Here is a 26,735-nt window from a genome sequence, read left to right as displayed (position 1 = left end):
ATTTTCGTATCATGATGATCAGTGGAACGGTTATTTTGAGGAATATAAATAATCTGCTGTTTTTTTGTGAACTACAAGTCCGGTAGCCCCCTCTCTGTTTTTAAATTCAGGTCCGGAAAAACAGGAGTGAAAATATTGTCTGATCAGTATTCCCTCTCCTTTCGGCGACACAGAAAGAATCCGCCCAGTGCGATGAGCACGCCGGCGGGCAGGAAAAGTGACGGGGGTGACTGTGCAGGAAGAGGGGTAAGACTTGCTGAAACATACGAGGTTGAGCCTGCTGTCACTTCAGTCTCTGCTGACCATTCCGTGTATCCGGCCAGACGGATGGCCACGGTATAGGTACCCGGCGTCATCTCGTCTGAGGTAACGGGGGTGATGCCTGCCCGGACATTATTGACGTACACATCCGCTCCCGCTGGTGAGGATGTAACAGAGAGGGTGCCAGATCCTCCTCCGGAAGGGATAAGTTCGGCGCTCACTGTGGTGGTCTGTCCGGAGTTGACGGTCACGGTAGAGACCGAATCCTTATATCCGGAGAGACGTACGGTGACGGTATGGCTACCGGCAGTGACTGCACTGATCACAAGAGGTGTGCCGGGTGCTGTCTGTCCCTGATAGCCTCCGTCCAGATAGACAGCAGCATAGGACGGGTTTGATGTGACCGAAAGGGCACCGGTGGTCGGTGACTGCACCGGTACCAGTGTCTGGAAGACTGAGGTGACCTGTCCCGGGTACACCCGTACTGACCCGGTCCAGTCCTGATATCCGGGTTTTGTGAGTTCGACAAAGTATGACCCTGCATTAAGCCCGCTGATGGTCTGGGTGGTCGTGCCGCGGAAACTACCGTCCAGATAGATATTGGCCAGTGATGGTGAGCTGGAAACCGAAATGGTGCCATATGTGGTGGATGGAACAAGGGCTGCATTCACTGTTGTTGTCTGCCCGCCATACACCCAAATCTGCTGGGTATATCTGTTGTATCCGCTGTGTTCCAGCCGGAGGGTGTACTGGTTGTGGATGAGGCTTACCTGCTGTGGTGTGAGACCCTTGTAGACATTGTCAATATAGACCGAAGCCCCTGTTGGGGATGAGGTGACAGAGAGGGTGCCGTAGGACGGTGCGATTGATGTCAAAATGAGGCTTATCGAGTATATGCCGCCTGGTGATGCCGTCGGGAGATTTGCGTAGGCATTGTTATATCCTGCGCGGGATGCCATTGCCCGGGTATATGGAGAAGGTGTTTCAACTGTCAACTGGAGATACCCGGCTGCTGTTCTGCCCATGTATACACCATCAAAGTAGATGTCAGCTGCATCCACATTGGTATAGATATCATAGTGGGCAATTCCTGCGATTGGCTGTTCCGGCGTTGCTGCCCCTGCCGGGAAGACAGCCCCTGCAGCAAGCGTGCAGAATATAAGAAGAGGTGCGACCCATTTCATATCGATCAGGCACGCTCTTTTCACAAACTTGTATTTATATGTATGGTCTTTCGGTTATTGAAGGGCGGTCTTCTCGACGCGCTGTGCATACCGGGTGAGTGCGGCTATGCCAAACACCAGGACTCCCACCATCACTGCGAGGGCTGCCCAGTGTTCACTTCCGACAGCTCCAATGGAGAGAAGAACAATCAGGTTTGCCGGGTTGACCGGCAGGGCAAGAACGCCGAGGAGCACCACTACAAGGGCAGTGGAGAAGATGAACTGTGCGCTTGTACGTTCCCGGTAGTGGAGTGCGACAAAGGTGGAGAGGAGGATCATGAGAAGCGATGCCACGCTCACGTGGAGGAGAATCGGTACAACGCCAGCCACATGGATGCCGTTTATTATCATCAGAGCGATCCAGACGAAGGCCTGCACCGGTACAATGACAAAACATGCGGCCACTTTCCCCCATATCATCTCGGTGAAGGTGACTGGTGTTGAAATGAGCGTCTCGATGGTGTCATGCTGGAATTCCTCGGTGATCATATCGATGATCAGCGCTGCTGAGATAATCGCGGGCATAAAGATGAGAAGAGGAATGAGAAGACCGTAGACAAACTCATAGAAGTTTGTTCCCGGCACCTCCGGGGGGAGTTCGATCACAATGGGATCAGATGATATGCGGTCGGCCCGGATGCCCCGCAGGGTGTTCTCATAGGTGACAAAGACGTCTCTGAGTTTACTGTTCACAACCGATGACTGGATGTCATTTTTAATGGTATAGAGGGTTATCTTCACCGGCTCATCGGCGTCAGGGGACGTATCCGGCACCCAGACCACCGCACTGAGTTTGCGCTCTTCAAGGGCGGTGACCGCTGTTGCAAGGTCCATATCATAGACGACAAAGTCTTTGCTCTCCCGCAGCAGGTCTGCAAGAGGCGAGGGCGACCCGGTGTAGGCAACCGGATACTTTTGGTGCGAATACGCTGAGAGGGAGTCGGGGTCATACATGGCCGCGAGGCCGACGATGAGAAACGATGAGAACATCGCAATGAAGAGTTGCAGGAGTATTGCGAGAATAATCGTTTTTTCGGAATTTATTGCCCGGAGCTCCTTTTTTGCGATGATAAATATATGCTGCAGGTTCATGTTCAGAAACCTCCGGTGATAAAGAACAGATTGTATGTCCCATGGACGAAGGATGCGATGATAAGTGCGAACGGATAGGCCCTCTGCCCGAAGATTTTGATGAGTGAAACCGTGATGAAGGCGCCGGTGAAGTGGAGGGTCAGGGGCAGCCAGAGCACCTGTAGGCTGGTGAAAAGGGCGGCGCCGAAGACTGATTCTGAGATCTGGGCGAGTGTTGCAAAGAGGAGAAGCTTCTCGCCGAAAAAGAACCCGGCCATCACCGCAAGAGATGCTGCGATGACATTTTTCCATGTAAGAAATGCCGGTTGTTCCACAGCTATTGCGTAGATGCCGACTGACTTTGCCAATTCCTCAATGAATGCCGCGGTGAAGATCAGGATTACGAGGGAAAGCGGCATCGGGAGGTTGAAGAGCAGGACAAGAAGCATCAGCTGTGCCATCAGGACAAAGGGGATGGAGAAGATGGTGATCCCGAAGAGTGAAGCAAACGGATGCTTCTCAGAGACCGCACTCCCGATGTACTCCCGCACCTTTGCCCGCAGGGGATGGAGGGTAAAGAGGCGTTCTTCGTTGAAGTTGATGACGCATACGGCAAAGAGAATTGCTGCGGTAACCCAGAAGAGGAAGGTGGAATAGAAGTAATCAGCGAGGGTGAAGGGAGTGCCTTCAATCCCATAGATGATGAGGGTGAGGGGGGAGATGAGTGAGATCACATGGATATTGGCAAAGATGCTGGGGAAGAAGAGGTACGACGTCGCAACAGTTGAGAAGAAGATCGAGATAAACGAGAGCTCCTTAAAGCTCCGTGAGGCCATGCCGATGAAGAGGGCTGCCGCAAGGAAGAAGAGAATGATCGGGAAGACCGCCGCAAGGACAACTGCTGTCTCGCCTGTTGTAAGGGAGAGGACGGTCGTGACCGTGATCATCACCACAAGGTAAGGAAGCATCTTCCCGATGACAATTGCCGACGGGTGAAGCGGGCTTGACAGGAGGATCTCTCCCTTGCGCTCAATGCGTTCGTTCATGATGGACATCATATAGAACTGGGACGTGAAGTAGAGGGGGAAGATGAAGACAAAGACCAGTACAATGGCGTCAAAAGGGAGTGGGGGGGTGAGTTGGGACGGCGTTTTGAAGTCGCCTAGTGCGCCCTCCCCTGCAACGACGTCGGTGTAGCGTGCAACCGTGCTGTCTTCGCCTTCAGAAGTAACCAGTTCGGCCCGAAGTTCTTCTTTGGTGTAGCCGACGTCAGCGGATGGTTCGGGAACTGCCCGTACTGGCCGCTCCGGAACCGGATTTTGATATGGGTTCGGGGCTCCTGCGATACCTCTGCCCGCCTCTGTCGCCGTGAAATCAAGTTCGCTCTTTACATATTGGATATCTATCCAGAGGGGATACGCGGCAAAGAGGTCGTCTTCACGGTTATATTGTGCCGTAACGTAGCGTGTATAGTCTGTCTGGAAGGCCTTGAGGGCGGACTCCCCCCGGTCTGTATTCGCAGAACTGACATACGGGGGGACTATGGTCAGGTCTGTCTCTCCTGCTGTCGTGAGGTAGACGGTGAAGCGAGGATCGCCGAGGATGATGGCCCCCGTTTCTCCTGAATCAACACCTGCTGTATACATCCGATCCTGCAGGTGAATCCCACTTTCCTGTGTGTAGCCGGTCACTATGATGAGAAGGATAAACAGCACTACCGCTACGGGGAGGATCTCACGTGGCATGGTGGTCGCAGACCGCCGCACCTCCCATCTGCTGATTGTCAGTATCTGACGTAGCGCTGACAGCATTCCTATGCTTTGGTGGCAGTCAATCCTATTTTAAGTATTAGCACCTGTCATGTGCCGGAATATCTGTCTATTTCAGTCAAATTGTCATGATGTGTGTCCGATGGAAACCTCTGATGCAGGACAGTGCAGGACAGGATTCCCTGACACGGGGGGTTAAATCATATGACTGCAAAGCACTATTTCGACGGTGAGCTGATGATTGAGGCACGGAAACTGGTAAAGGATTACGGCACATTCCGGGCACTGGATGAGGTGAGTTTCTCCTTTGAGGACCCTGGTATATTCGGGATCATCGGACACAATGGCGCCGGGAAGACAACACTTCTGAAGTGTATGGCGGGTCTGATTCGGCCGACCGCGGGTGACCTTGTTATTGAAGGCATTGATGTGCGGCGTGACCCGGCACGCCTGAAGGAGACGTTGGGGTACCTCCCGGAGGAGTCCCGCCTCTATGAGACAATGACGGTTGAGAATTATCTTCGCTTCTTTGGAGAGATATATGGGATCCCTGCGGACGAGTGCCGCCTGCGAAGTGAGGAGCTGCTCACCTCACTTAAGCTGGATTCAGGGGGGAAACGTATCGGTGAACTCTCCAAAGGGATGAGGCGCAAGGTAGCGATTGCCCGTTCGCTTTTGCATAAACCCTCCCTTCTTATCTATGACGAACCGACATCCGGCCTTGACCCGATGACCTCGCGCTACATCATCGACTACCTCGCGCACCTGCGTGACAGATGCCGGAAAACCATTCTTCTGTCCGCCCATAATCTCTATCAGGTGGAGAAGATCTGTGATCAGGTACTCATCCTGCGGCAGGGAAAGGTCGCCGCTTTTGGGACGATGGACGAGCTCAGAGAGGATTTTGGATCCCTTTCCTATCAGATACGTTTTGTCGCAGCAGATGTTCGTACCCTGCCGCCATCGCTCACCTTTAAAGAGGAAGGGGGGGAGTATGTGGCGGTTGCAGAGAGTATGGATGACCTCAATCTGGTGACTGCCGCGGTGGCCTCTGCCGGCGGTACTGTCCGGCGCATCGAATCGCGCTACCTCAGTCTTGAGGAGATGCTTCTCATGATTGGGAAGTGAAACGTCGCTCTCCTTTTTTAGAAATTGTGTGTGAGGGGAGTGTTACGGGGAAACTGACAGAATTTTACTAAATTTTTGAAAATTAAAAATTCTATAATATGCTGTTAAAAGTGTAAACAAACGTGATAACGGGCCTGAAGGGATTTGAACCCCTGGCCGACGGATTAAGAGTCCGTCGCTCTTCCTGACTAAGCTACAGGCCCTTAAGAAGTGAACAACTAAAGTGGTAACTATTCAACGATATACTTTTCGGATACCCTTAATATTCTCATAAACACAGAAACTGAGGGTATCATGCCGGAGAATCATCCTAAAGGATCTCAGTCGGCGTCATCGGTGGAATACCTGATACTTGGGTGTGGCAGTATCGGGTATAATGTGCTGTACGAAATTCTCAAGGAGACTGATGATATCATCATCATCGACCAGGATGAGAAGAAGGTTCAGGACCTCCGTGACCAGAAATATGAGGCGTTCTGCAGGGATATCAGCGATACTGCAATGCTGAAGGATATTCCGGTCCCGAAAGTGGCGTTTGTCCTCTCTAGTGAGCAGAAAGCAAATCTCGCAGCGGTGCGGACGATAAAAGAGGCAAATCCGGGCGCATATATCATTGCACGGACGGTAGAAGTGGGTGGAAAAGATCTCTATGGCGCTGTGGGCGCCGATGTGGTCCTGCACCCGCAGGAGGTCTTTGCAAAGAAGGCCGTGCATTACGCCCGGAAAGTGCAGTCCTCACGCCAGGCGCATAAACTCTATGATCTGCTTGCTTCATGGCGCGGCACAATGGGTATCGTGACGCATACAAATCCCGACCCGGATACAATATCCAGTGCGATGGCGCTCTGTGCGCTCGGAAATGCGGCCTCAAAGGGAAATCTCACCTGCAGGATTCTCTATGACGGGAAGATCGGGCACCAGGAGAATCGCGCCTTTGTGAACCTGCTGGATATCCAGATGGACCGGATCTCGCCGGAATCGCTTGTTGAATGCAATTACCTTGCGATTGTCGATTCTCCGGGTCCGGGAATCAACAATGCCCTCGCAAAGGATGACCGGGTTAATATTGTAATTGACCATCATCCGAATCATGATGTCAAGAACGGGTATGATTTCCTCGATCGGCGGCCGGATATGGGCGCGACGGCAAGCCTGATGACCCAGTATATGCAGGAACTGGGTGTCACGGTAGAGAAAACCGTTGCAACTGCTCTTTTTTATGGCATTATGGCCGATACGCGCGGTTTCCGCCGCAACACCTCTCCTCTTGATCTCACTCTTTCTGCCTTCCTTCTGCCCCTGACGGATGAAGATCTTCTGGGTAAGATTACGTCCCAGACGGTCTCACAGGAGACTCTTGAGGTGATGGGAGCGGCTATCCGGAACCGGAAGATCGTCTCCGGATATCTCTTCTCTAGTATCGGGTATGTGCGCAACCGGGATGCCATTCCGCAGGCAGCTGATATGCTCATTCAGCTGGAAGGGGTCAACACTGCCATTGTGTATGGCATCACGGACCAGGTGATCTCATTCTCCGCCCGCAACAAGGATCTCCGTCTCAATATTGGTCAGGCGATGGAGGAAGCATTTGGTGAGATCGGTGAGGCCGGTGGACATTCTGCGATGGGTGCCGCAAATATCCCCCTGAGCGTCTTTACGATGGCGCGCAACAAGGATGACTTGCTGGACCTTATCATCGACCCGATTCTCCATCGGTTTATGGAGATCGTCGGTGTAGAAGAAGAGGAACCCAATGAGGTTTGAGGACTGGGAGCCTCACTACACCGCCATCTGTGAAACGTTTGGCTTTGACCGGGCAGGGGATGAAGAGGCGGCACGCCTGATTGGATCCCTCTCGGACACAGATGATTCTGTGCTGCTTGCAAAGCGTATCAAAGGAGAGGTAGTCACGGTATGCGGCAACGCCCCGACTCTTCTCCGGGAAACGGACAGGATAGAGGGGACTGTCCTTGCAGCTGATGCAGCAGCGGATGTGCTCTTCAGGGCGGGTATCCTGCCGGATGCGGTCTTTACCGATCTTGACGGTGCAGAGGATTCCTTTTTTGAGATGAATCGACAGGGTGCGGTGATGGTGGTGCACGGGCACGGTGATAATATGCCGCTTCTCCGCCACTGGGTGCCGCGATTTGTTGGGCCACTCGTTCTCACCTGCCAGACACGGCCGTTCGGGCATGTCCACAACTGGGGCGGGTTCACCGACGGTGACCGCGCCGCCTTTGCCGCGGATGCCCTTGGGGCGGCAGCGATCCGGTTTGCCGGGTTCGATCTTGACGACCGGTCGGTGCCACCGATGAAGCAGGGAAAACTTCTCTGGGCACGTGATCTGCTCTCCCTTATTGGCTATGACCTCTGATACACCCTCTGCCTGGATAGTAGACGGCTATGTTGATGAACCGGCATGCCTCGGAGTTTCGCCCTATATTTCACCGAATATTCGCGCAGTGGCAGGGGTTTGCACGGAAGCCGGGTATCATGTCCGATACCTGACCATCGACCAGCTGAGGAAGGACCCGTCCCTCTTCGGGTCCCTTGACCGGGCAGACCTTGTGGTGATGATCGCGGGAGTTACGGTGCCCGGCACCTATTTTGCAGGCACTCCCGCCACCCTGACCGAGATACGACAGGTGGCAGCCACTCTCCGGGGCCCCTCCACTGTCCTCGGCGGGCCGGTCACCCTTGGTTATAGTCCGGGCGGGGGCGAGGCCGCAGTGCGGCAGGCTGTTTCCGGGTTTGACCACGTGCTTGAAGGTGACGTCCCGGCAGCGCTGGCCTCTCTTGTTGAAGGGGGGCGCCCGGATGGTGTCCTCTCCTACCCTGACTTCTCCCGCTGGCTTGTCGCGGGCAGCGGCATCATTATGGAGCACCCCCGGTTTCCCTGGGTCATCTGCGAGATTGAGACCGCCCGCGGCTGTTCGCGTGCAATAACCGGCGGCTGTTCGTTCTGCACCGAACCCTTTTACGGCCTGCCGCAGTATCGACCGGCTGAAGACGTTCATGCAGAGTGTGCAGCCCTCGCAGGACACGGTGCGGTTCACTTCCGGCTCGGGCGTCAGCCCGATATCCTTGCCTATGGCACACGCGGGAAGAAGGAATTCCCTGCCCCCGATGCAGGGGCACTGGAGACGCTCTTTGCGGGCATCCGGGAGGCGGCACCGGACCTGCGGACCCTGCACATCGATAATGTCAATCCCGGTACCATCGCCCGCAACCCGGAGGCCGCCCGCGAGGCACTTGCAGTTATCGTTCGGTATCATACTGCAGGAGACGTGGCCGCCTTTGGAATGGAGACGGCAGACCCTGCTGTGGTCGCTGCAAATAACCTCAAGGCTGATGCCGCGATGGTGATGGATGCCATTCGCATCGTTAACGAAGTAGGGGGGGTCCGGGATGATGGCGTTCCGCATCTTCTGCCGGGGCTGAACTTTGTCTGCGGACTTGCCGGTGAGACGGAAGGAACGTATGACAAAAATGAGGCATTTCTTGGAGAACTTCTTGCATCAGGCCTTCTGGTGCGCCGGGTCAATATCCGCCAGTTGATGCCCTTCGAGGGCACGCAGGCATGGGAGGAGAATACCCTCGGTGAGCATGATGCCCGCTTCCGCACCTTCCGCGAGCATGTGCGAAAGACCTTTGACGTCCCAATGCTGCAGAAGGTATTTCCGGCAGGAACGCTCCTGCGCGACATCTATGTCGAGGAGTGCGGCAGGGTGTCATTCGGGCGTCAGATGGGATCCTATCCCATCCTTACCGGCATACCGGCAGAGATTGCTGAGGGGACGGTAGTGGATGCGGTCATCTGTGATCATGGGCGCCGGTCCGTGACTGCCATGCCGATCCCGGTCAATGTCAATACGCTTCCTGCCTCGGCCCTTCGCTCCATTCCGGGAGTCGGAAAAAAACGGGCTGTTTCCATCGTTGCAAAGCGACCGTTTGCCACTCTCGATGCATTCCACGCAGTGGTCGGAGAGACCCCTCTTGATCCGTATCTGACTGTCTGAACGCTTACGGTCTGAACACGCTGCGGGTAGTGGTGCCACTGACTTCCCTGATCTCCATCAGTTTGAGAATATCTGTTCTGGTGACAATGCCAGTCACCTCTCCGTTTTCAACAACCGGTATGCGGCCGATGGTGTTCGGTGCAAGGATTTTCAGGGCATCGTATAGGTCACGTTCCGGTGTGATGGTGATGACCTCTCTTGTCATGATATCACGGACCTGAAGGGCATCCCTGTCGATGCCTGAGGCCGTCTGGATGTCATGCAGAGTGACCATGCCGGCCAGGGCTCCGCGCTCTATTACCGGAAACCCGAGGTGGCGGGTGGAGTACATCAAATTCATGGCATCAGCGATAGGCATCTCCGGGGGCACGGTTGTCACCGGGCTTGTCATCGCATCACGGACGGTAACACCCGCAAGCAGTTGTGTGTAGCGGATCATGGTTACCTCCTGGCCCGCGCCGAGATAGATGAAGACTGCAATCAGGATGAGAATTACATTGAAGGTGATGAGGCCGATGATCCCGAATATAATGGCAACAACCCTTCCGATTTCGGCGGCGATGCGGGTGGCCTTTTCAATCGGAAGCCAGATGGCAAGAAGGGCGCGTAGCACCCGCCCCCCGTCCATTGGGAATGCCGGCAGGAGGTTGAAGGCGAAGAGGATGATATTGAGCAGCCCAAGGTAGCCGAAGATGTAGAAGAGGAGACCTGCAATGGCCGTTTCCGGGATGGAAACAAGGCTTACGTAGGCGATTCCTTCTGAAATGAGTCCGATAAAGAGGCTCATCAGGGGGCCCGCGATGGCCATCGGGAGTTCATCCCGTGGTCGGGGCGAGACCTCGTCTTCGATTTCAGAAGCACCTCCCAAAATGAAGAGGGTGACAGAACTGACCTTCATGCCCTTGTGGAGAGCAACCACCGAATGGGCCATTTCATGGAGAAATACGCCTACGAAGAGGAGGAATGATACGAGAACGCCAAGGATGTATGGCATGAATCCCTCTGTGATCAGGGATGCATCAATCGGTTCCGTGAGGCCGAATACCTGTTCAACAAGGGATATCGTCAGTTCAATCTGTGTTCCGATGATGATTGCAAAGATCGGAATGATCAAAAAGAACGTATAGTGAATTTTAATTGGAATACCTGCCAGTTTTCCGATCTCAAAGGAACCGTCCATAGAAATGGATTATATTTTTAATATTTAATGATTATATCTTCAAATGATTACGATGAAGAGCGCAATAACCGAGCTGTTCGGGATGAAGGTGTATACCGAGGACGCTGTCTATGTAGGAGACGTGGACGACGTTATCATCAATGTTGATACGAAAAAGATGGAATCACTTGCGTTGGGGAACGTGAATCAGGAGGTGCTTGACATCACCAACTTCAGGGGGGTAAAAATTCCGTACCGTATCATTCGTGCGGTTAATGATATTGTGATTATTCGCCACCTCGCGGGCATGTCCCGGCCTGAGATCATTGAAGACTGATGCGTCAGGGCGGTCAGGGAGATCTTCTCCGGTTCCTTCCGGCATGAATACTTTTGGGGTGGCCGGTATGCAGGAACGTGAAATATTCAGCAGTCTCTCCATTTTTCCGCCCTTTGTTGTCCGGCTGGATGGACGGGCGTTTCACCGGTTTACTCGTGATATGGGGTTTGAAAAGCCTTTTGACCGGCGCTTTTCGGATGCCATGGCATTGGTTTCTGAGCAATTGCTCTCATCATCCGGGATGGAGCCATCCTTTGCCTTCACATTTTCAGACGAAATATCTCTCTTCTTCCCCCGAGTCCCATTTGGCGGGAGGGTGGAGAAGATTGATTCGGTCTGTGCCTCGTATGCGGCAAGTGCCCTCACTCTGATCCTGGGGCTGACGGAACCTGTCGCTTTTGACTCGCGCGTCATCCTGGCAGATGTCTCCGCTACTATTGCCTACCTCACAATGCGCCAGCGTGAGGCATGGCGTAACCACATCAACGGGTACTGCCAGCAGACACTTATCGCAGAGGGGATGTCTGCGACACAGGCAGCGCGCTCCCTCCGTGGTATGAAAGGGCCTGCAATGCATGAGATGATGTTCGAACGGGGAGTGAACCTTGCAAAAACACCGGCATGGGAACGGCGTGGGATTGCCTGTTACCGCACTGAGGTGATTAAAGAGGGCTATAATCCGGTCACAAAGGAGACAGTCACTGCAACGCGCCGGGTGGTTATCACCGATGACGACCTGCCGCTTTTCAGTGACACAGACGGGGAAGCCTTTCTGCGTGCACATCTTGGCTACCCGGAATGAGGGTAGTCCATCCCAATATCGTGCTGATACGCGAATTCGTAAAAAAATAGTATGTATCTGAAACCGGGACCGGTTTCGTCCGGTATTACCGGAACATTTTGGTTTAGTTGCTGGTTTTTCGGATGTGAATGGTCATCCGGACCCCTTCCACATCCCAGTCTGTCGAGAGACCGTCACTCATGCTCTCCCCTGCAACAGGGGTGACGGCGAGTGTGGTGGCCCGTACTTCGCCTGCAATTCCCTCTTCATGCGTACCTGCAAGCAGGCCATACACGCGGGCGTCCGCGATGGCTACATCTGCGGTAATGAAATCTTCGACATTCAGGTCAAGCTGTCGGCGCATCTCCTGAATTCTTCTGACAACCTCACGGGCAAAGCCCTCGCCTTCCAGCGCAGGGGTGAGGGTGATATCTACACAGACGGTGGCGTCTTTCATCTCTGCTGCAAAGATGTTCTCCGGCAGTTTCTCGGAGAAGGCGATGTGCTTATCGGTGATGGTATAATCACCGACTGTTACCTCTCCGTCTGTTTCGATGGCTGCCTTCAGAATGGCGGCGTCGGCTGCTTCAATGGCTGCCTTTACCTTCGGGCCTTCCTTGCCGAAGTCGGGGCCGATACCCCGCATTACGGCTTCTGCCGCCCAGCCCATGCGGTCCCATGAACCGCGTACAACGGTAACCGCCTGGCTGTTGGCACGCTGACAGGCGAGATCGTTCATCCCGGTGATGGCGGTTTCCACGGCATCGCTGTCCGTGAGAACAAAGGCCTCACCAATTGGCCAGCGGAGTTTGCGGCCGCCTTCCTGCCGGGCGGTTGCGACTGCCTCGTCAAAGGAACGGATAATGTCCATTGCTGTTTCAAGGTCTGCATTGATGAGTGAAGCGTCGCCTGAAAACCACGGCAGCATGTGGATACTCTCGGGGTCCGCGTCCGTGCGGAGGTTGGTATAGATATTCTCGGTGATGTGTGGTGCAAACGGTGCCAGAACCGAGCAGATGCGGCGCATAACATAGTACATTGTCTCGTATGCCTCACGCTTCTCACGGGCGTCCTCCTCCAGCCACATTCGCGGACGTACCAGCTGGACGTACCAGCGGGATACATCCTCGAGGATGCAGGTGAGGCAGGCGCGGGTGGCCTTGTGGAACATGCCCGCCTCCACATCTTCGCCCACCTGTCCGGCAAGTGTGTTGACGCGGGAAATAATCCAGCGGTCCTCTTCAGGCATCTCTGCGAGATGTGCCCGGACATACTCGCCGTTCCACGTGCCGTCTGCTGCTGTCTCCGGTGCAAAGCTGTCCAGAATCATATACGGCAGCGGGAAGCGGTAGACATTCCAGAGGATGTTTATGGCTCGGTTGGTTGTCTTGACGCCTTCCCAGTTGAACTTCAGGTCATCCCATGGGGCGCTTGCGGAGAGGACATAGAGGCGGAGCACGTCCACCCCGACCTTTTCAACCACTTCTTCGGGCGCCACGAAATTGCCGAATGACTTGCTCATCTTGCGCCCCTCGGCATCCAGTGCAAAGCCGTGCATGAGGACGGTGTTGTATGGGGCCTGGTCAAAGGCAATGACCGAGGCGCCCAGCTGGGAATAGAACCATCCGCGTGTCTGGTCCTGTCCCTCAGTGATGAACGCCGCCGGCCAGAGCCGCTCGAACTCTGCAGTTTCCCGGGGGAATCCGAGGGTGGCCCATGAGGCCATCGCTGAGTCGAACCAGACATCAAAGATATCTTCGACCCGGCGCATCGTTCCGCCACAGGTGCAGGGAATTGTCACGTCATCCACATATGGGCGGTGTGGATCGGTAAGGGAGGTGCCTGCGGCTTCATTGAGTTCTGCGACCGTTCCGAATACCCGCCGGGCATCGCAGGCATCACACTGCCATACCGGGATCGGAATACCCCAGTAGCGCTGGCGTGAAATACACCAGTCGCGGGCGTCTGCCACAAAGTCGTGGAACCGCGCAGAACCTGCCCAGTCCGGCTGCCATTTTACCCGGGCAATCTCGGAGAGCATCTTCTCTTTGATCTTTGGAACGGCGAGGAACCACTGTTCTGTCGAGATCATGATAATCGGCGTCTTGCACCGCCAGCAATGCCCGTAACGGTGGGTGATCTTCTTCTCTGCGAGGAGATAATCACCGAGGGCGTCCATCACATCGCGGTCGGCGTCCTTGACGAATTTTCCTGCAAAAATACCCGCGTCAGCGGTGTAGATGCCTGCATTGTCAACAGGGCAGAGAGAGGCAAGTCCTTCCTTCTGCCCCACAATAGAGTCGTCCCACCCGTGACCCGGCGCCATATGCACAAGACCGGTGTTCTCCATTGTCACAAAGTCTGCGTAGACGACCCGGTGTTCGACCTCTTTCTGGACGGGCACCTGCTCTTCGAGGGGTGAGCGGTAGTGCATGCCGATGAGGGCGTCTCCGGTGACAGTTTCAAGGATGGTAAAGTCCTGGTACCGGCCCTTCCTGAGCACGTCCTCGACCAGTTCCTCACCGATCCAGAGGATCTCTTCAATTCCCTCTTTCACCGCACGGACCCGTGCATAGGTGAAGTCATCGCGGACCGCAACCGCTACATTGGCGGGCAGGGTCCACGGCGTGGTGGTCCAGATGACAAGATATTCGTTCTCGTGGCCCTCAACGGGGAACTTCACAAAGATGGATGGGTCTGTCTCGTCCCAGTACTCGACTTCCGAGTCGGCGATAGCTGTCTCGCAGCGGGGACAGAGGTTGACGACCCGGTACCCGCGGTCAAGAAGGCCCTTTTCCTCGGCACGCTTCAGGGTCCACCATGCCGCCTCCACATAGTCAGGAGTGATGGTCTGGTAGGGGTTTGTAAAGTCCATCCATATGCCCAGTTCACGGAACTGGTCGGACATGATCTCTTTGTGGGTGATGGCAAAATCCTTGCATTTTTCAATGAATTTGCCAATGCCATAGGTCTCGATGTCCTTTTTGGAGGAGAAGCCGAGTTCGTGTTCCACCCGTACCTCAATGGGGAGGCCGTGCATATCATAGCCTGCCCGGTCGATGACGTCATAGCCCTGCATGCGGCGGAAGCGCAGAATCGTATCCTTGAGTATCTTATTCCATGCAGTGCCGAGATGGATGTAGCCGGTGGTATAGGGCGGCCCGTCCACAAAGAACCAGGGAGGGCTTCCCGCATGCTGTGCCTTGACCCGTGCGTAAATGTCGTCTGAGTCCCAGAAGGAGCGGACTGCGGCCTCCACCTCCTCTGCGTTAAAACTGCTCGTGACCTCTCTCACAATAATTCCTCTGGGTATATGTCCAGAGATTTTGTATCTGCAGAAAGATAGGTATTTGCGTGAAAGTACATGTGTACAGAAGAATAACGGGTGACATACAGGTGATGATACCGAATGAATGATACACCTCCTCTCCAGATTGCGATCGTCGGTGCTGCGAGCTGTACAGGTGATGAAGAGCTCACTGCAGAAGAGGTGGGCAGACAAATTGCACAGGCGGGTGCTGTCCTCATCTGTGGCGGCCGCGGCGGCGTGATGGAAGCCGCCTGTCGTGGTGCGACAGGTGCCGGTGGGATTGCAGTGGGGATTCTCCCTGGTGGTATGGAGGAGGCAAATCCCTTCTGTACAGTCACTATCCCGACCGGCCTTGGAATTGCACGCAATGCGGTTGTTGTCTCTGCAGCGGGAGCGGTTATTGCGGTGGGCGGTGCATACGGCACCCTCTCCGAGATTGCGATGGCCCTGAAACTCGGCTGTCCGGTCTTTGGTATTCAAACCTGGAAGATCCCCGGTGTGGTGGCCTGTATGGATGCCGGGGAGGCAGTGGCTCGTGCTGTCAGCACAGCAGGACGCGATACCGGGAATGTACCGAAAAGCGGAGAGTCCCAATGAAGATTGCTCTGATCCATTCGGCAATTGACCCTGCGGGCTGTAATATCGCAGCACATCTCGCGCCCCGCGTCGGAGCAAAAGGGGATGACGGTGAAAAATGCACCTGGGCAGGGCACACCCTCTTCTTTATGACCGCACCGGGCCGCCTCATTTATGAAGATATGCTGGACGAACGTGCAGATGCCGATCTTATTATCTTTCTTTCCCGTCACACTTCGCAAAACCCGGTTCCTGCCCTGACAGTTCATGTCACCGGGAACTATGGTGATGCGGCACTGGGGGGTGAGCCCCGGACGCTTTCCCGCGCTGCTCCGGCATGGATGCATGCAGCATTATGTGCCCTTGCTCCCCGTGCTCCAGAGGGATTTCGCGTCTCCTATGAGGTGACGCACCATGGTCCGACCGGGCTTTCGACACCCTCGTTTTTCATTGAAATTGGAAGTACTGAGGCTGAATGGACGAATCCTGAATGCGGTGAGGCAGTTGCTGATGCCCTGTTCTCAGTCCTCACGGAGGGGCCTGGAGATGTTACCCCTCTCATTGGCTTTGGCGGCAACCACTATGCGGCACGTGAAACTGATATTGCGCTTGTGAGCAGGGCGGCGTGGGGACATATCGCCCATACGCGTGAAGTCGCTGGTATGAATGCCGCGATGGTTCGGCAGATGGTGGCGATGAGTGGTGCTGAAGCGGCCTATATTGACCGGAAAGCTCTCTCAAAGGATGTTTTGCAGCATATCTCTGCTATCATTCGTGAATGTGGCATTCCTCGTGTTTCAGAGAGCGAACTGCGGATGATGCAGGATATCCCTCTCCCGAGATATATCCTGATGCGGGATTTGGCAGAGGCAGAGGCTCCCGGCGCTTCTCTCCGTGTGATGGGACTTTCCGGGGACGGTATGCCTGTTTTGGTCAAGATTCCTGAAAATATCTTCCAAAATACTTTAAAAATCAATGAGGGTGAGTTTTTACGCTCTGTTTCAGAAATGCCTGTGGTATTGGTGATATCCCGCCGGGGCGCACCCTTGCCGTTTTTGCTCACCTACAGCAGATACGAAGTACAAATACTGCATCTTTTAATATCATCGTGCGTCAAAATCTTAATCAACGATGGATCTGCCCACGTCGGCGATGATGCTCTAATCATACGAAAAATGAGTTTCGACCCGGAAAAAGCATGCACTCTGGGGGTTCCGAAAGGACCGCTTTTCGGCAGGCTGGCGGCAGGACAGGAGATCGAGATTGACGGCACAATAATTACGCCGGAAATGGTCTCTCTCATGACTGAACGGGTGATCCACGTCCCGGGATTGGAGAACTACCTATGAGATCAATCGTAGAAGAGGCAATTAAACGGACAAATGAGGAGTCCGGAGTTATCGTTGACGCGTCCAACGAACGTGACCTTGAGCTGGAGGAGATCCTCAAAGACCTTCAGACACGGATCGCGGTCATTGGCTGCGGCGGCGGTGGTTCGAACACAATGACACGAATGAGCGAGGAGGGCATTCACGGTGCGAACCTCGTTGCACTGAACACTGATGCCCAACACCTTATTCGAACGAAAGCAGACACACGAATCCTCATCGGCCGCAAGCGCACCCGTGGTCTTGGTGCCGGTTCAGTCCCGCAGGTCGGAGAAGAGGCTGCCCTCGAGACTGTTGAGGAGATCAACCAGTCGATGGCGGATTGTGACATGGTGTTTATCACCGCCGGACTTGGCGGCGGCACCGGCACCGGTTCTGCTCCCGTCATCGCAAAATCTGCACGGGAGACGGGTGCCCTGACCATTGCGGTTGTGACCCTTCCCTTCACCGCGGAAGGTGCGATCCGGATGGAGAATGCTGAAGCGGGTCTCGAACGTCTGCGCGACGTTGCAGACACCGTTATCGTCGTACCAAATGACCGGCTTCTCGAAGTTGTACCGCGCCTTCCCCTGCACGCAGCATTTAAGGTATCTGACGAAGTCTTAATGCGTGCAGTAAAAGGTATCACCGAGCTGATCACACAACCCGGTCTTGTGAACCTTGACTTTGCCGATGTCCGGACAGTCATGGAACGCGGCGGTGTGGCGATGATCGGGATGGGTGAGAGTGACAGTGAAGACAAGGCAGCAGACTCGGTAAAGAAGGCGCTTCGTTCCCCGCTCCTTGATGTTGACATCTCGGGTGCGTCTGCTGCCCTCGTCAATGTGGTCGGCGGTCCTGACATGACAATGTCTGAGGCGGAAGGTGTGGTTCAGGAGGTCTATGAACGCATTGATCCGGAGGCACGGATCATCTGGGGTGCCCAGGTGGATCCCGATATGCAGGGCCGGATGCGCACGATGCTTGTCGTGACAGGTGTAAACTCGCCGCAGATCTATGGGCGCAGTGAGATGTTCTCGCAACAGAGAACCTCTACGGAGTTTGATATAGACTTCCTCAGGTGACAATAACAATGGCTGATTTAAAGACCGTAAATGAAGAAATATTCAAGAAATACTGGCGTGTCCTGAAACTTGCACGGACACCCACCCGTGAAGAATTTAATAAAATCGCAATCGTTGCCGCAATGGGTATCCTGATCATCGGACTGATCGGGTTTATCGTATATGAGCTAATGGCATTTGCCACCCTGTGATGACAATGAGCAGTGAGTTCGGAAACAAGATTTACGCGCTCAAGACGACCGCGAACAAGGAGCGGAAGGTAGTCGATGACATCGTCGAGGTCATGAAAGACCACGATGAATTTGTCATCACCTCGATCATGGCACCGGATGAAGTGCGCGGGTATGTCTTCATTGAGACGCCGGATGAGTACGCCCGGATGGAACAGCTCGTTCGCCTGATACCCAATGCGCGTGCCGTAGTGAAAGGTGAAACTGACTTCGCTGAGATTGAGCATTTCCTCGAACCGAAACCGGCTGTGAGCGGCATCGACGAGGGCACAATTGTCGAGCTTATTGCAGGTCCGTTCAAAGGCGAAAAAGCTGTTGTCAAGCGTGTAGACTCCGGAAAAGAGGAGATCACGGTTGAACTGTATGAATCGATGGTCCCGATCCCCATCACCGTACGCGGGGATAATGTCCGCGTTATTGAAAAGTCAACCGAAGATTAGATCTCCTCTCTCTTTTTTCGGGCATGCCCGTAGGTTTAAGTGGTAGTATGCAGACCTGTACTGACCCACGCTGAGTGTTACCTGTCTACAGGTGCATCGAGGCCTGGTGATATTACAATGGGAGAAGTAGTCGAGGTATTGGTACCCGGCGGAAAGGCATCAGCCGGCCCTCCATTAGGGCCTGCCCTGGGACCTCTCGGAATTAATGTGAAGGCGGTCGTTGACGAGATCAACGCCAAGACGGCCGACTACAATGGTATGCAGGTTCCTGTGACCGTTGAAGTCGACGACAAGAAGAACTTCACGATTTCCGTAGGTGTCCCGCCCACCACTGCCCTCATCATGAAAGAGGTCGGTCTGGAGAAGGGTTCGGGAGAACCCAACACCCAGAAGGTAGGGGATCTTCCGCTCGAGGCTGCTGTTCGCATTGCCCGTATGAAGACTGACGATATGATTTCGTACGACCTGAAAAGCCGCGTAAAAGAGGTTATCGGGACGTGCGTGAGTGTCGGTGTCACGGTCGAAGGGATGGATCCAAAGGAGATCTTCCCGAAGATTAATGCAGGCGAATACGACAGCATTCTCAGTGAATAGACTATGAAAACCTATAGAAGATCCGTATTACGGGTCGTTGAACTATGGAGGAAATGAATGGTTGATAGGGTCCAGATTCTGGATGCCGTGAAAGCGGCAATGGAGGCCGCGCCTGAACGGAAGTTCGAGGAGAGCATTGAAATTTCAGTGAATCTCCGGAACATCGACATGGCGCAGCCAAAAAACCGTATTGATGAGACGATGATTCTTCCAAATGGCACGGGTCAGCCTCAGAAGATCTGTGTTCTTGGGAAAGGAGATATCACCACTCAGGCAAAAGCCGTAGGTGTAGACCTCATCATCGGACCTGAAGAGATCGAGCGTCTGGGAGGGGAACCCCGTGAAGCCCGCAGACTTGCGGACGAATATCGGTTCTTCCTCGCAGAAACCGCTGCCATGCCACTTGTTGGTCGCTGGCTCGGTACCCGTCTCGGTCCCCGCGGTAAGATGCCCACCCCTGTTCCGCCAACGATGGATGTCGGCCCCATGGTCGAACGTCTGCGCAAATCTGTCAAGTTCCGTACAAAGGACAAGACCACTTTCCACGTGAAGGTCGGTTCTGCCGGTATGGATGCAGATGCGCTCGCAGAGAACATCGATGCGGTACTGCACAGGGTTGAGGCGTCACTGGAGAGCGGTGCAATGAATATCCGGTCAGTGTATGTGAAGACATCCATGGGTCCGGCAGTGAGGATTATATAATGGCATTATATACGACACACCTGCCACAGTGGAAACAGGATGAAGTTGAGCAGATTGTCTCGCTTGCGAACGAATACCGTCTCACAGGTCTTGTAGACCTGCATGGTATCCCCGCAAAGCAGATGCAGGAGATGCGCCGTGACCTTAGGGGCAAGGCTGTCCTGCGGATGACGCGAAACACTCTCGTCGAGCACGCCTTTGGAAGCATGGGTGAGCCGATTGACGGCATCAATTCATACATTGACGGGCAGAGTGCACTGATTTACACAAACGACAATCCGTTCCAGCTGTACAAGAAGCTCCAGCAGACGATGACCAAGATGGTGGCACGCCCCGGCGATATTGCCCCTGAGGACATTGTCATTGAGAAGGGTCCCACCAGCTTTAAGCCGGGCCCCATCGTCGGAGTCTTCCAGCAGGCAGGTCTTCCTGCTGCTATTGAAGGCGGAAAGGTTGTCATCCGTGAGAGGAAGGTCTTCGTCAAAGCAGGAGAGGAGATCAACGCAAAGCAGGCTGATGTCCTGTCCAAGCTTGATATCCGTCCGATTGACGTCGGTCTGAGCCTTCAGGTGGCCTTCTACGATGGCACATTCTATGAGCCGTCCACGTTGGCAATCGATGAGACTGAATATTACAACAATGTGGTTCTGGCAGCCCAGCAGGCATTCAATCTCGGTGTCTACGCAGCCTATCCGACTGCACAGACGATTGAGCCAATCATTGCAAAGGCTGCAGGCGAAGCCCGCAACCTTGGTGTTGAGGCCGCAATATATTCGAAAGACATTGTTGAACTGATTATCGGACGTGCATCACTTCAGGCAAAAGCCCTGAAAGGGATGACTGAATAATATCACAATTGAGGTGAATACGAAATGGAATACATCTACGCAGCACTTGTCCTGCACAACGCAGGAAAGGAAGTTACCGAAGACGCTGTTACCGCAGTTCTGGCAGCAGCAGGCATCGAAGTTGAGGACTCCCGTGTAAAGGCACTCGTCGCAGCACTCGACGGTGTTGACATTGAGGAGGCTGTCGCAAAGGCAGCAGCAGCACCGGCAGTTGCAGCAGCAGCACCGGCAGCAGCAGCTGAGGCAGCACCTGCAGAAGAGGAAGAGGCAGAGGAAGAAGAAGCAGAGGACGAAGAGGGCGGCATGGCCGGTCTCGGTGCTCTCTTCGGCTAAACCTTTTTTTCTTTTCGCTTCAACAGTTGTTTCTGGTTCTTTTTCCTGCCTGCTCATTATTCTCGGGCAAATATCGTGATTCATTTATGTTCTGACGTCTGATGCTTATTTATGTCACGTATCAGTCGTGGGTTTCGGTTATTTCAGGAAACCTTTGGTATACTCAAAAAAGACCGGGAGATGATACTCTTTCCCATTCTCTCGGGGATTGTCACTCTCCTTGTAGTTGCAACGTTTCTTCTGCCGCTTGCCTTCTCAGGTATTCTCTCTGAATCATATGCGGGTGGGTCGTTTCTCCTGTATGTCCTTCTGTTCCTTTTCTATGTCGTGAGTTACTTCATTGTCATCTACTTCAACACGGCCCTCGTAAGCTGTGCTCTGATTCGTCTGGATGGCAGGGATCCGACGTTTATGGATGGCATTCATGCGGCCTCCGCACGTATCGGAAAAATACTCTCGTGGACGCTTATTGCAGCAACGGTGGGTCTCATCCTGCGCCTCATCCGCGGTGACGGGGACAATCTTCTCGCATCACTTGCATCTGCCCTTCTCGGTGCGGCCTGGTCACTTGCAACATTCTTTGTGATTCCGGTGATCGTGGTGGATGATGTGGGTGGTCTTGCTGCGATCCAGCGGTCATGGAAACTCTTCAGATCAACCTGGGGCGAGACCGTTGTGGGTTCATTCTCGCTGGGCCTGATCTTTATCCCTGCGGTTCTTCTGCTGCTTGTGGGTTTGGTTGCCGCCATGGCCGGTTCATTTGAGGTTGGTGTCGGAATTATCGGGGTGGCGCTCCTCCTCTGGGTGGTATCTGCTGTCCTCTACGGTGCACTCCAGGGCATATTTGTTGCCATTATGTATCGGTATGCAACGACCGGAGTGGTGCCGGATGCGATTGATCGGTCCCTTGTTGAGGATGCCTTTGTGCCAAAGGGGTCGCTCCGGTGATCATCCGGGATCTGGCTGAATGCCCGGTCACTGATGCGCGGGACGGGACTCATCTCTGTGAACTCCTGCACCCCTCTCATTTCTCTGGTGGTGTTGGTGTCCGGTTCAGCCTTGCCCATGCGTATCTGGAGCCGGGAGAGGTGTCGTATTCACATCGTCTCACTGGGTCTCATGAGGTGTACTATATCCTTTCAGGCACGGGTGTGATGCATATCGGGGGTGAAACGGAACCCGTGTGTGCCGGTCAGGCGGTGTATATTCCAGTGGGTGCGGTGCAGTATATTGAAAATACCGGTGTGGAGCGCCTCATATTTCTCGCAATCGTTGACCCGATGTGGGTGGCAGACGGTGACGAACGGGTGGGCTGAATCCTGTTTTGATGACGGCCCGTTATCGCCATGCTTATCTCCTGGGTACAACAACTGGATATGATGGCTGAGGCGGGAGGCAGCATTACAGGGTGGCGTGACTGCCGGAGATTTCTCCCCGTTTTAATGATTGTTTTCTTCTGCGCAGGCCTTCTTCCGGGTTTCGGCGGTGCCTTTCTTCCGGTGAACACAACCTCTGGGGATAATCTGACTGCTGCGTTTTTTTATACCGAGCACTGTGCTGCCTGCATCAAGGCGCTGCCTGTTATGGATGCTATTGCAGATGAATATCCGTCGGTCAGCGTCCTGACGTATAGTGTCTCCGGGGGTACAGAGAATGAATCGCTCTTCTTCCGGTATGGCGAGGCATATGGCAATTCCTATCCGAGGTATCCGACAGTGTTTCTCAGTGATGGTATGTTCTTTGAGGGGTATCGTGCCATCTCGGCGGATCTTCCGGATCACCTTGCATCCTGTCTGCGGGGGTCTGAAACAGAAGAAGGGTCGGCTCCCGGTGTGGCGTCTGCCCTATTGCCTGTCACTCCTTTGCCTTCTTCTTCACCAACGATTTCTCCTTTGAATTCTTCAGCTGTTTCTTCTCTCTCTTCATCTGCTCCGGCTGTATATTCACCTGCTCTTCCACCGGTATGGGTGGTCATTGTGGCGGGCCTCGTGGACGGCATAAATCCCTGTGCGGTGGCAGTTCTCATCTTTCTTCTTCTCACCCTCGTGGGGGCGGGGGGAAGTCTGCAGATGCTCCGGTTCGGGGCTGCGTATGTGGTGGGCATCTATCTGATGTACTTCATCTCCGGGTTTGGCGTCCTTTCTGCGGTGCGTATTGTTGGATTTTCATTCTATTTTTCCTGTGCAGCGGGGTTCATTGCAATTATTTTTGGGGGGATTATGCTCGTGGATTCTTTCCGTGCTGCAGGTCCGGGACATTTCCATATTTCTGTCTCTCTTCTCGCTTCCGTCCGGCAGATTGCCGCACGGGGGGGGATAATGTCTGCATTCCTTGCCGGTGTCGTGGTTTCCCTTATTGAACTCCCATGCACCGGGGGTGTCTATCTCGCCATCCTTGCCATGCTCTCCGGTGTGGATGTCTATGCGGCGGCAGGGCTCCTGGCGCTCTATAATCTTATGTTTGTTCTGCCGCTTGTCGTGATAATCGCTGCTGCTGTTGCCGGGTTTTCTCCGGAACGTATGTCGGTGATGCGGCTGGAATCCCGGCAGGCACTCCGGCGGGCTGGTGGGGGTGCGCTGATTCTCCTTGGTGCGGCGGTTCTCATCTGGTTTGTTGGATAAACTGTCCGGGTGCTGCGTCATGACATCCCTTTTTATGGGTTATGGGGTGGGGATGATTGTTCTGGGTTATATCTTCTCTGGCCGTGGCTCCACATTGTGGAAACCTTTATATGTTTGATATGCATATTTTGTGAACGAATCTGATATGCAATAGAGCATGTCGTATTCGTGTGTGATGGCCGGCGCAGATATCCATGAAAATGGATCTGCCAATATAACGGGTGGAATGAAAGGGGTATGAAAGAGAAAAATGGAAAAATCCTCGTAATGGATGATGAGGAGAATATCCGAACGATTACCTGCATCCTTCTTGAAAAGATGGGGTACTCTCCGATGGCAACTCCGGACGGCGAGACTGCCGTTGAGGAATACCGCAGGGAATTTGATGCGGGAAATCCGTATGATGCAGTGATTATGGATATTACTGTTCCTGAGGGGATGGGTGCAACGGAGGCAATTGGCAAGCTGAAGGCTATTGATCCGGAAGTGCGTGCCATTGTAACGAGCGGTTTAATCTCGGAAAAGAGCTACGATGACCTGTATTGCCAGGGATTTTTAGGAGTACTGAAGAAACCCTATCGTTCTGTCAACCTCCGTAATATTCTTGAACGCGTGCTTGAAATCAGAAATTGACTCCTTAAACCCTTTCAATTCAATTATTTTCCCTGTTTCAGGGTGGTGCCTGCCCAAACACACTGCCCGTATGATATGCACCCATCCCCGAGAGGATAATCGGTATTGAGAATATATTCATGGCCTGATGCCACAACCGTTTTGCGGATGGCAGACTCGATTGCCTGGTTATATGCCACGCCGCCACTCAGGGCAATCTTTTTATACTGTCTTTCTTCGGCAGCCATCACTGCTATCTCGGCGATGCCTGTTGCAAGAGTCTGCTGGAAAGATGCTGCGATGTCTGCAGTCTGTTCTGTTTTCATCCGGGAGAATGCCTCCCTGAGCAGAGCGGAGGTGGAGAGGATGGTTCTTCCCTGCTCCTGAATAAATTCACGCTCCCAGAGAGAGGCAGTGCCCGGTATAGCCGTGGTCTCAAGCACCTGTGCCGGTTCTCCGTCAAAGGTCCGTTCCCGACAGACACCGAGGAGTGCTGCTGCCGCATCGAGAACCCTGCCGGTGCTTGACGAAATGGTGATATTGAACTGCCGTTCTACCTGTTTTTGAAGGACACCTAAGGTGGTCGCATCCCATCCGCGGGATGCGAGAAGGTCTGCGGTTTCTTCTTCGGGGAGGATGCCGTAGAGCATACGCTCCGGATACCTGGTGGCAAGGTCTCCTCCCGGCATCATCACCGGTTCCAGGTGGCCGACACGGGTGAAGTCCGGGACGGCGCCTGCAAATACCTCTCCTCCCCAGACTGTCCCGTCTTCGCCGTATCCGACTCCGTCTATGGCGATGCCGATACATGGACCGGGATTCGCAGCGGCGATGTGTGCCTTGTGGTGCTGCACCGGCACCAGGGTGGCTCCTGTTTCCTCTGCAAGCTCCTGTGCATACCGGGTGGAGAGGAACTGTGGGTGCAGGTCGTGTGCGATCACATCGAATCCGGCACCCAGAAGGTGCGCAGTTCGTTCAACGGTCTCTTTCAGGTATGCAAGAGTGGGTGGGTTGCGTACATTGCCTACATGGGGTGATGTAACGCAGAAACCGCCCTGGTAGATGGAGATGTTTGCATTGAGTTCCGGGCCGGTGCCAAGGATGCAGGCATCTCCCAGGTCGCAGCGCTCACGTTTTGGTGCAAGGCCGCGGGAGAGGCGGATGATCTTACCGTCGCGCACCACCGAGTCGTCGCACCGGTTCTGGATGACCCGGTTGTGGGTGAGGATGTAGTCCACATGCCCGCCGAGTCTCTCGCATGCCTCGCGGGTATCGGTGATCATGGGGTATCCCGGTGCATTGGCGCTCGTCATCACAAGCATTGGATTGGTGAGATGTGCGAAGAGCAGATGGTGAAGGGCAGTATAGGGGAGCATGCAACCGATGGTATGGAGTTTGGATATGTCATTCAGGGCCTGTGGGTTTTTTTTCGGGAGAACGACGATGGGATGAGCGGGGCCGTTGAGTAGTTCCCATTCCGCCGGGGATATCCGGGCCACCCGGCGGATTTCATCTGCGGTGGCCATCACGGCGAGCGGCTGTTCGGGACGCCCGAGGGCTCCCTTCAGTCGTCCTGCCGCTTCAGCGGTGCAGGCAATATGAAATCCGCCCAGGCCGCGGATGGCAACAACGGCACCATTGTCCAGGAGGGATGCGGCGGTATGGAGGGGTTCGCCCGGAACGGTGGTGCCGTCGGGGTGCAAAAGAGAGAGTTTCGGCCCGCAGTCGGCACAGGCAATGGTCTGTGCATGATGGCGGCGGGATGCCGGGTCGGTGTACTCGCCTTCGCATGCCCCGCACATAGGGAATGCGTCCATGCGCGTGCGTTCCCGATCATAGGGGAGGGCGCAGATGATACTGTAGCGGGGGCCGCAGTTCACGCAGGAGGTGGCCCAGTAGCCCTCGTACCGGCCGCCGCGGGTAAAGATGTCTTTGATGCACTCGTCGCAGGTGGCCACGTCTGCCGGAATGAAGCCGGACAGGGTGCCGGCCGCACTCTCGAGGATGACAAATTCTGCCGGGACGGGTTCATCTGAATCGGTCACGGTAACAGAGTCGATGCGGGAGAGGGGAGTGCCGGAGGAGAGGCGACGCACAAATTCTTCAAAGTTGGTTCCTTCTGCATGCACCCGCACCTCACTCCCAAGGTTGCGGACAGTGCCGTGCATTCCGAGGTCTTGAGCGGTTTTATAGACAAAGGGACGAAATCCTACCCCCTGAACGATACCTTTAATTGATATTTTCCCTTTGATTTGCATATTTTATGTCT

The 26,735-nt window shown here is 54.4% G+C and carries 25 protein-coding genes and 1 tRNA gene; 19 read left to right on the top strand and 7 right to left on the bottom strand.

Annotated elements, in window-relative coordinates:
• Nucleotides 1-143: 143 nt before the first annotated feature.
• The 3 genes from OU421_RS04355 to OU421_RS04345 are packed head-to-tail and all read right to left on the bottom strand — an operon-like array spanning nucleotide 144 to nucleotide 4,366.
• The gene (locus tag OU421_RS04355) at nucleotides 144-1,445 is read right to left on the bottom strand and encodes a PEGA domain-containing protein (protein WP_268187386.1); all 1,302 of its coding nucleotides are present in this window, start codon (nucleotides 1,443-1,445) and stop codon (nucleotides 144-146) included.
• Between the two features lie 54 nt (nucleotides 1,446-1,499).
• Nucleotides 1,500-2,576 carry an ABC transporter permease gene (locus OU421_RS04350; protein ID WP_268187385.1) on the bottom strand — a complete coding sequence of 359 codons (1,077 nt, stop codon included), beginning with the start codon at nucleotides 2,574-2,576 and terminating at the stop codon, nucleotides 1,500-1,502.
• 2 nt (nucleotides 2,577-2,578) lie between these two features.
• Nucleotides 2,579-4,366 (bottom strand): ABC transporter permease family protein, encoded by a 1,788-nt coding sequence (locus OU421_RS04345; RefSeq protein WP_268187384.1) that lies wholly within the window; start codon nucleotides 4,364-4,366, stop codon nucleotides 2,579-2,581.
• A gap of 195 nt (nucleotides 4,367-4,561) precedes the next feature.
• On the opposite strand from OU421_RS04345, the gene OU421_RS04340 reads away from it, so the two are divergent.
• On the top strand, nucleotides 4,562-5,452 hold the full coding sequence (locus OU421_RS04340) for an ABC transporter ATP-binding protein (RefSeq protein WP_268187866.1): 891 nt from the start codon (nucleotides 4,562-4,564) through the stop codon (nucleotides 5,450-5,452).
• A 129-nt stretch (nucleotides 5,453-5,581) separates the two neighbouring features.
• Here the strand turns inward: OU421_RS04340 and OU421_RS04335 are convergent.
• Nucleotides 5,582-5,655: transfer RNA gene (locus OU421_RS04335), tRNA-Lys, on the bottom strand.
• A 91-nt stretch (nucleotides 5,656-5,746) separates the two neighbouring features.
• On the opposite strand from OU421_RS04335, the gene OU421_RS04330 reads away from it, so the two are divergent.
• The 3 genes from OU421_RS04330 to OU421_RS04320 are packed head-to-tail and all read left to right on the top strand — an operon-like array spanning nucleotide 5,747 to nucleotide 9,471.
• Nucleotides 5,747-7,216: a DHH family phosphoesterase gene (locus tag OU421_RS04330; RefSeq protein WP_268187383.1), complete on the top strand. Its 1,470-nt coding sequence runs from the start codon at nucleotides 5,747-5,749 to the stop codon at nucleotides 7,214-7,216.
• On the top strand, nucleotides 7,206-7,826 hold the full coding sequence (locus tag OU421_RS04325) for a 6-hydroxymethylpterin diphosphokinase MptE-like protein (RefSeq protein ID WP_268187382.1): 621 nt from the start codon (nucleotides 7,206-7,208) through the stop codon (nucleotides 7,824-7,826). Before OU421_RS04330 ends, OU421_RS04325 begins: the two co-directional genes overlap by 11 nt.
• Entirely contained in the window at nucleotides 7,816-9,471 is a 1,656-nt protein-coding gene (locus OU421_RS04320; RefSeq protein WP_268187381.1) for a radical SAM protein, read from the top strand. Before OU421_RS04325 ends, OU421_RS04320 begins: the two co-directional genes overlap by 11 nt.
• Nucleotides 9,472-9,475: 4 nt before the next feature.
• Here OU421_RS04320 and OU421_RS04315 read toward each other — a convergent pair whose 3' ends face one another.
• A complete protein-coding gene (locus tag OU421_RS04315) occupies nucleotides 9,476-10,651 on the bottom strand; it encodes a CBS domain-containing protein (protein WP_268187380.1) in 1,176 nt (391 codons plus the stop codon).
• 43 nt (nucleotides 10,652-10,694) lie between these two features.
• Between OU421_RS04315 and OU421_RS04310 the strand changes: the two genes are divergently transcribed.
• Both OU421_RS04310 and OU421_RS04305 read left to right on the top strand, forming a co-directional pair.
• The gene (locus OU421_RS04310) at nucleotides 10,695-10,967 is read left to right on the top strand and encodes a PRC-barrel domain-containing protein (RefSeq protein ID WP_326493523.1); all 273 of its coding nucleotides are present in this window, start codon (nucleotides 10,695-10,697) and stop codon (nucleotides 10,965-10,967) included.
• Between the two features lie 67 nt (nucleotides 10,968-11,034).
• Nucleotides 11,035-11,769, top strand: coding sequence for a tRNA(His) guanylyltransferase Thg1 family protein (locus OU421_RS04305; RefSeq protein WP_268187379.1), 735 nt, complete (start codon nucleotides 11,035-11,037; stop codon nucleotides 11,767-11,769).
• A gap of 103 nt (nucleotides 11,770-11,872) precedes the next feature.
• Here OU421_RS04305 and ileS read toward each other — a convergent pair whose 3' ends face one another.
• Nucleotides 11,873-15,043 carry an isoleucine--tRNA ligase gene (gene ileS / locus OU421_RS04300; protein WP_268187378.1) on the bottom strand — a complete coding sequence of 1,057 codons (3,171 nt, stop codon included), beginning with the start codon at nucleotides 15,041-15,043 and terminating at the stop codon, nucleotides 11,873-11,875.
• 114 nt (nucleotides 15,044-15,157) lie between these two features.
• Here ileS and OU421_RS04295 point away from each other — a divergent pair, with 114 nt between their 5' ends.
• From OU421_RS04295 to OU421_RS04235, 13 genes are all read left to right on the top strand, one after another.
• The gene (locus OU421_RS04295) at nucleotides 15,158-15,655 is read left to right on the top strand and encodes a TIGR00725 family protein (protein WP_268187377.1); all 498 of its coding nucleotides are present in this window, start codon (nucleotides 15,158-15,160) and stop codon (nucleotides 15,653-15,655) included.
• A complete protein-coding gene (locus tag OU421_RS04290) occupies nucleotides 15,652-16,983 on the top strand; it encodes a D-aminoacyl-tRNA deacylase (RefSeq protein WP_268187376.1) in 1,332 nt (443 codons plus the stop codon). Before OU421_RS04295 ends, OU421_RS04290 begins: the two co-directional genes overlap by 4 nt.
• Nucleotides 16,980-18,086: a cell division protein FtsZ gene (ftsZ, locus tag OU421_RS04285; protein WP_268187375.1), complete on the top strand. Its 1,107-nt coding sequence runs from the start codon at nucleotides 16,980-16,982 to the stop codon at nucleotides 18,084-18,086. Before OU421_RS04290 ends, ftsZ begins: the two co-directional genes overlap by 4 nt.
• 8 nt (nucleotides 18,087-18,094) lie before the next feature.
• Entirely contained in the window at nucleotides 18,095-18,277 is a 183-nt protein-coding gene (locus OU421_RS04280; protein WP_268187374.1) for a protein translocase SEC61 complex subunit gamma, read from the top strand.
• Nucleotides 18,277-18,756, top strand: a complete 480-nt coding sequence (locus OU421_RS04275; RefSeq protein WP_407659790.1) for a transcription elongation factor Spt5 — start codon at nucleotides 18,277-18,279, stop codon at nucleotides 18,754-18,756. The genes OU421_RS04280 and OU421_RS04275 overlap by 1 nt, the downstream gene beginning before the upstream one ends.
• 117 nt (nucleotides 18,757-18,873) lie before the next feature.
• Nucleotides 18,874-19,350: a 50S ribosomal protein L11 gene (locus OU421_RS04270; RefSeq protein ID WP_268187372.1), complete on the top strand. Its 477-nt coding sequence runs from the start codon at nucleotides 18,874-18,876 to the stop codon at nucleotides 19,348-19,350.
• Between the two features lie 57 nt (nucleotides 19,351-19,407).
• On the top strand, nucleotides 19,408-20,052 hold the full coding sequence (locus OU421_RS04265; protein WP_268187371.1) for a 50S ribosomal protein L1: 645 nt from the start codon (nucleotides 19,408-19,410) through the stop codon (nucleotides 20,050-20,052).
• Nucleotides 20,052-20,900: a 50S ribosomal protein L10 gene (locus tag OU421_RS04260; RefSeq protein WP_268187370.1), complete on the top strand. Its 849-nt coding sequence runs from the start codon at nucleotides 20,052-20,054 to the stop codon at nucleotides 20,898-20,900. Before OU421_RS04265 ends, OU421_RS04260 begins: the two co-directional genes overlap by 1 nt.
• 24 nt (nucleotides 20,901-20,924) lie before the next feature.
• Nucleotides 20,925-21,233, top strand: a complete 309-nt coding sequence (rpl12p, locus tag OU421_RS04255) for a 50S ribosomal protein P1 (RefSeq protein ID WP_268187369.1) — start codon at nucleotides 20,925-20,927, stop codon at nucleotides 21,231-21,233.
• A gap of 111 nt (nucleotides 21,234-21,344) precedes the next feature.
• Nucleotides 21,345-22,181 (top strand): DUF6159 family protein, encoded by an 837-nt coding sequence (locus tag OU421_RS04250; protein ID WP_268187368.1) that lies wholly within the window; start codon nucleotides 21,345-21,347, stop codon nucleotides 22,179-22,181.
• Entirely contained in the window at nucleotides 22,178-22,549 is a 372-nt protein-coding gene (locus OU421_RS04245) for a cupin domain-containing protein (RefSeq protein WP_268187367.1), read from the top strand. The genes OU421_RS04250 and OU421_RS04245 overlap by 4 nt, the downstream gene beginning before the upstream one ends.
• A gap of 126 nt (nucleotides 22,550-22,675) precedes the next feature.
• Complete coding sequence (locus tag OU421_RS04240; protein ID WP_268187366.1) at nucleotides 22,676-23,854, top strand: hypothetical protein; 1,179 nt, start codon at nucleotides 22,676-22,678, stop codon at nucleotides 23,852-23,854.
• Nucleotides 23,855-24,091: 237 nt separating this feature from the next.
• Nucleotides 24,092-24,487, top strand: a complete 396-nt coding sequence (locus OU421_RS04235) for a response regulator (protein WP_268187365.1) — start codon at nucleotides 24,092-24,094, stop codon at nucleotides 24,485-24,487.
• A 23-nt stretch (nucleotides 24,488-24,510) separates the two neighbouring features.
• Here OU421_RS04235 and hypF read toward each other — a convergent pair whose 3' ends face one another.
• A complete protein-coding gene (gene hypF / locus OU421_RS04230; RefSeq protein WP_268187364.1) occupies nucleotides 24,511-26,724 on the bottom strand; it encodes a carbamoyltransferase HypF in 2,214 nt (737 codons plus the stop codon).
• Nucleotides 26,725-26,735 lie beyond the last annotated feature (11 nt).

The organism is Methanogenium organophilum (genome assembly GCF_026684035.1).
Lineage (GTDB): Archaea > Halobacteriota > Methanomicrobia > Methanomicrobiales > Methanomicrobiaceae > Methanogenium > Methanogenium organophilum.
The sequence above is the reverse complement of the archived record's forward strand: the minus strand, read 5'-3'. Positions and strand labels throughout refer to the sequence as shown.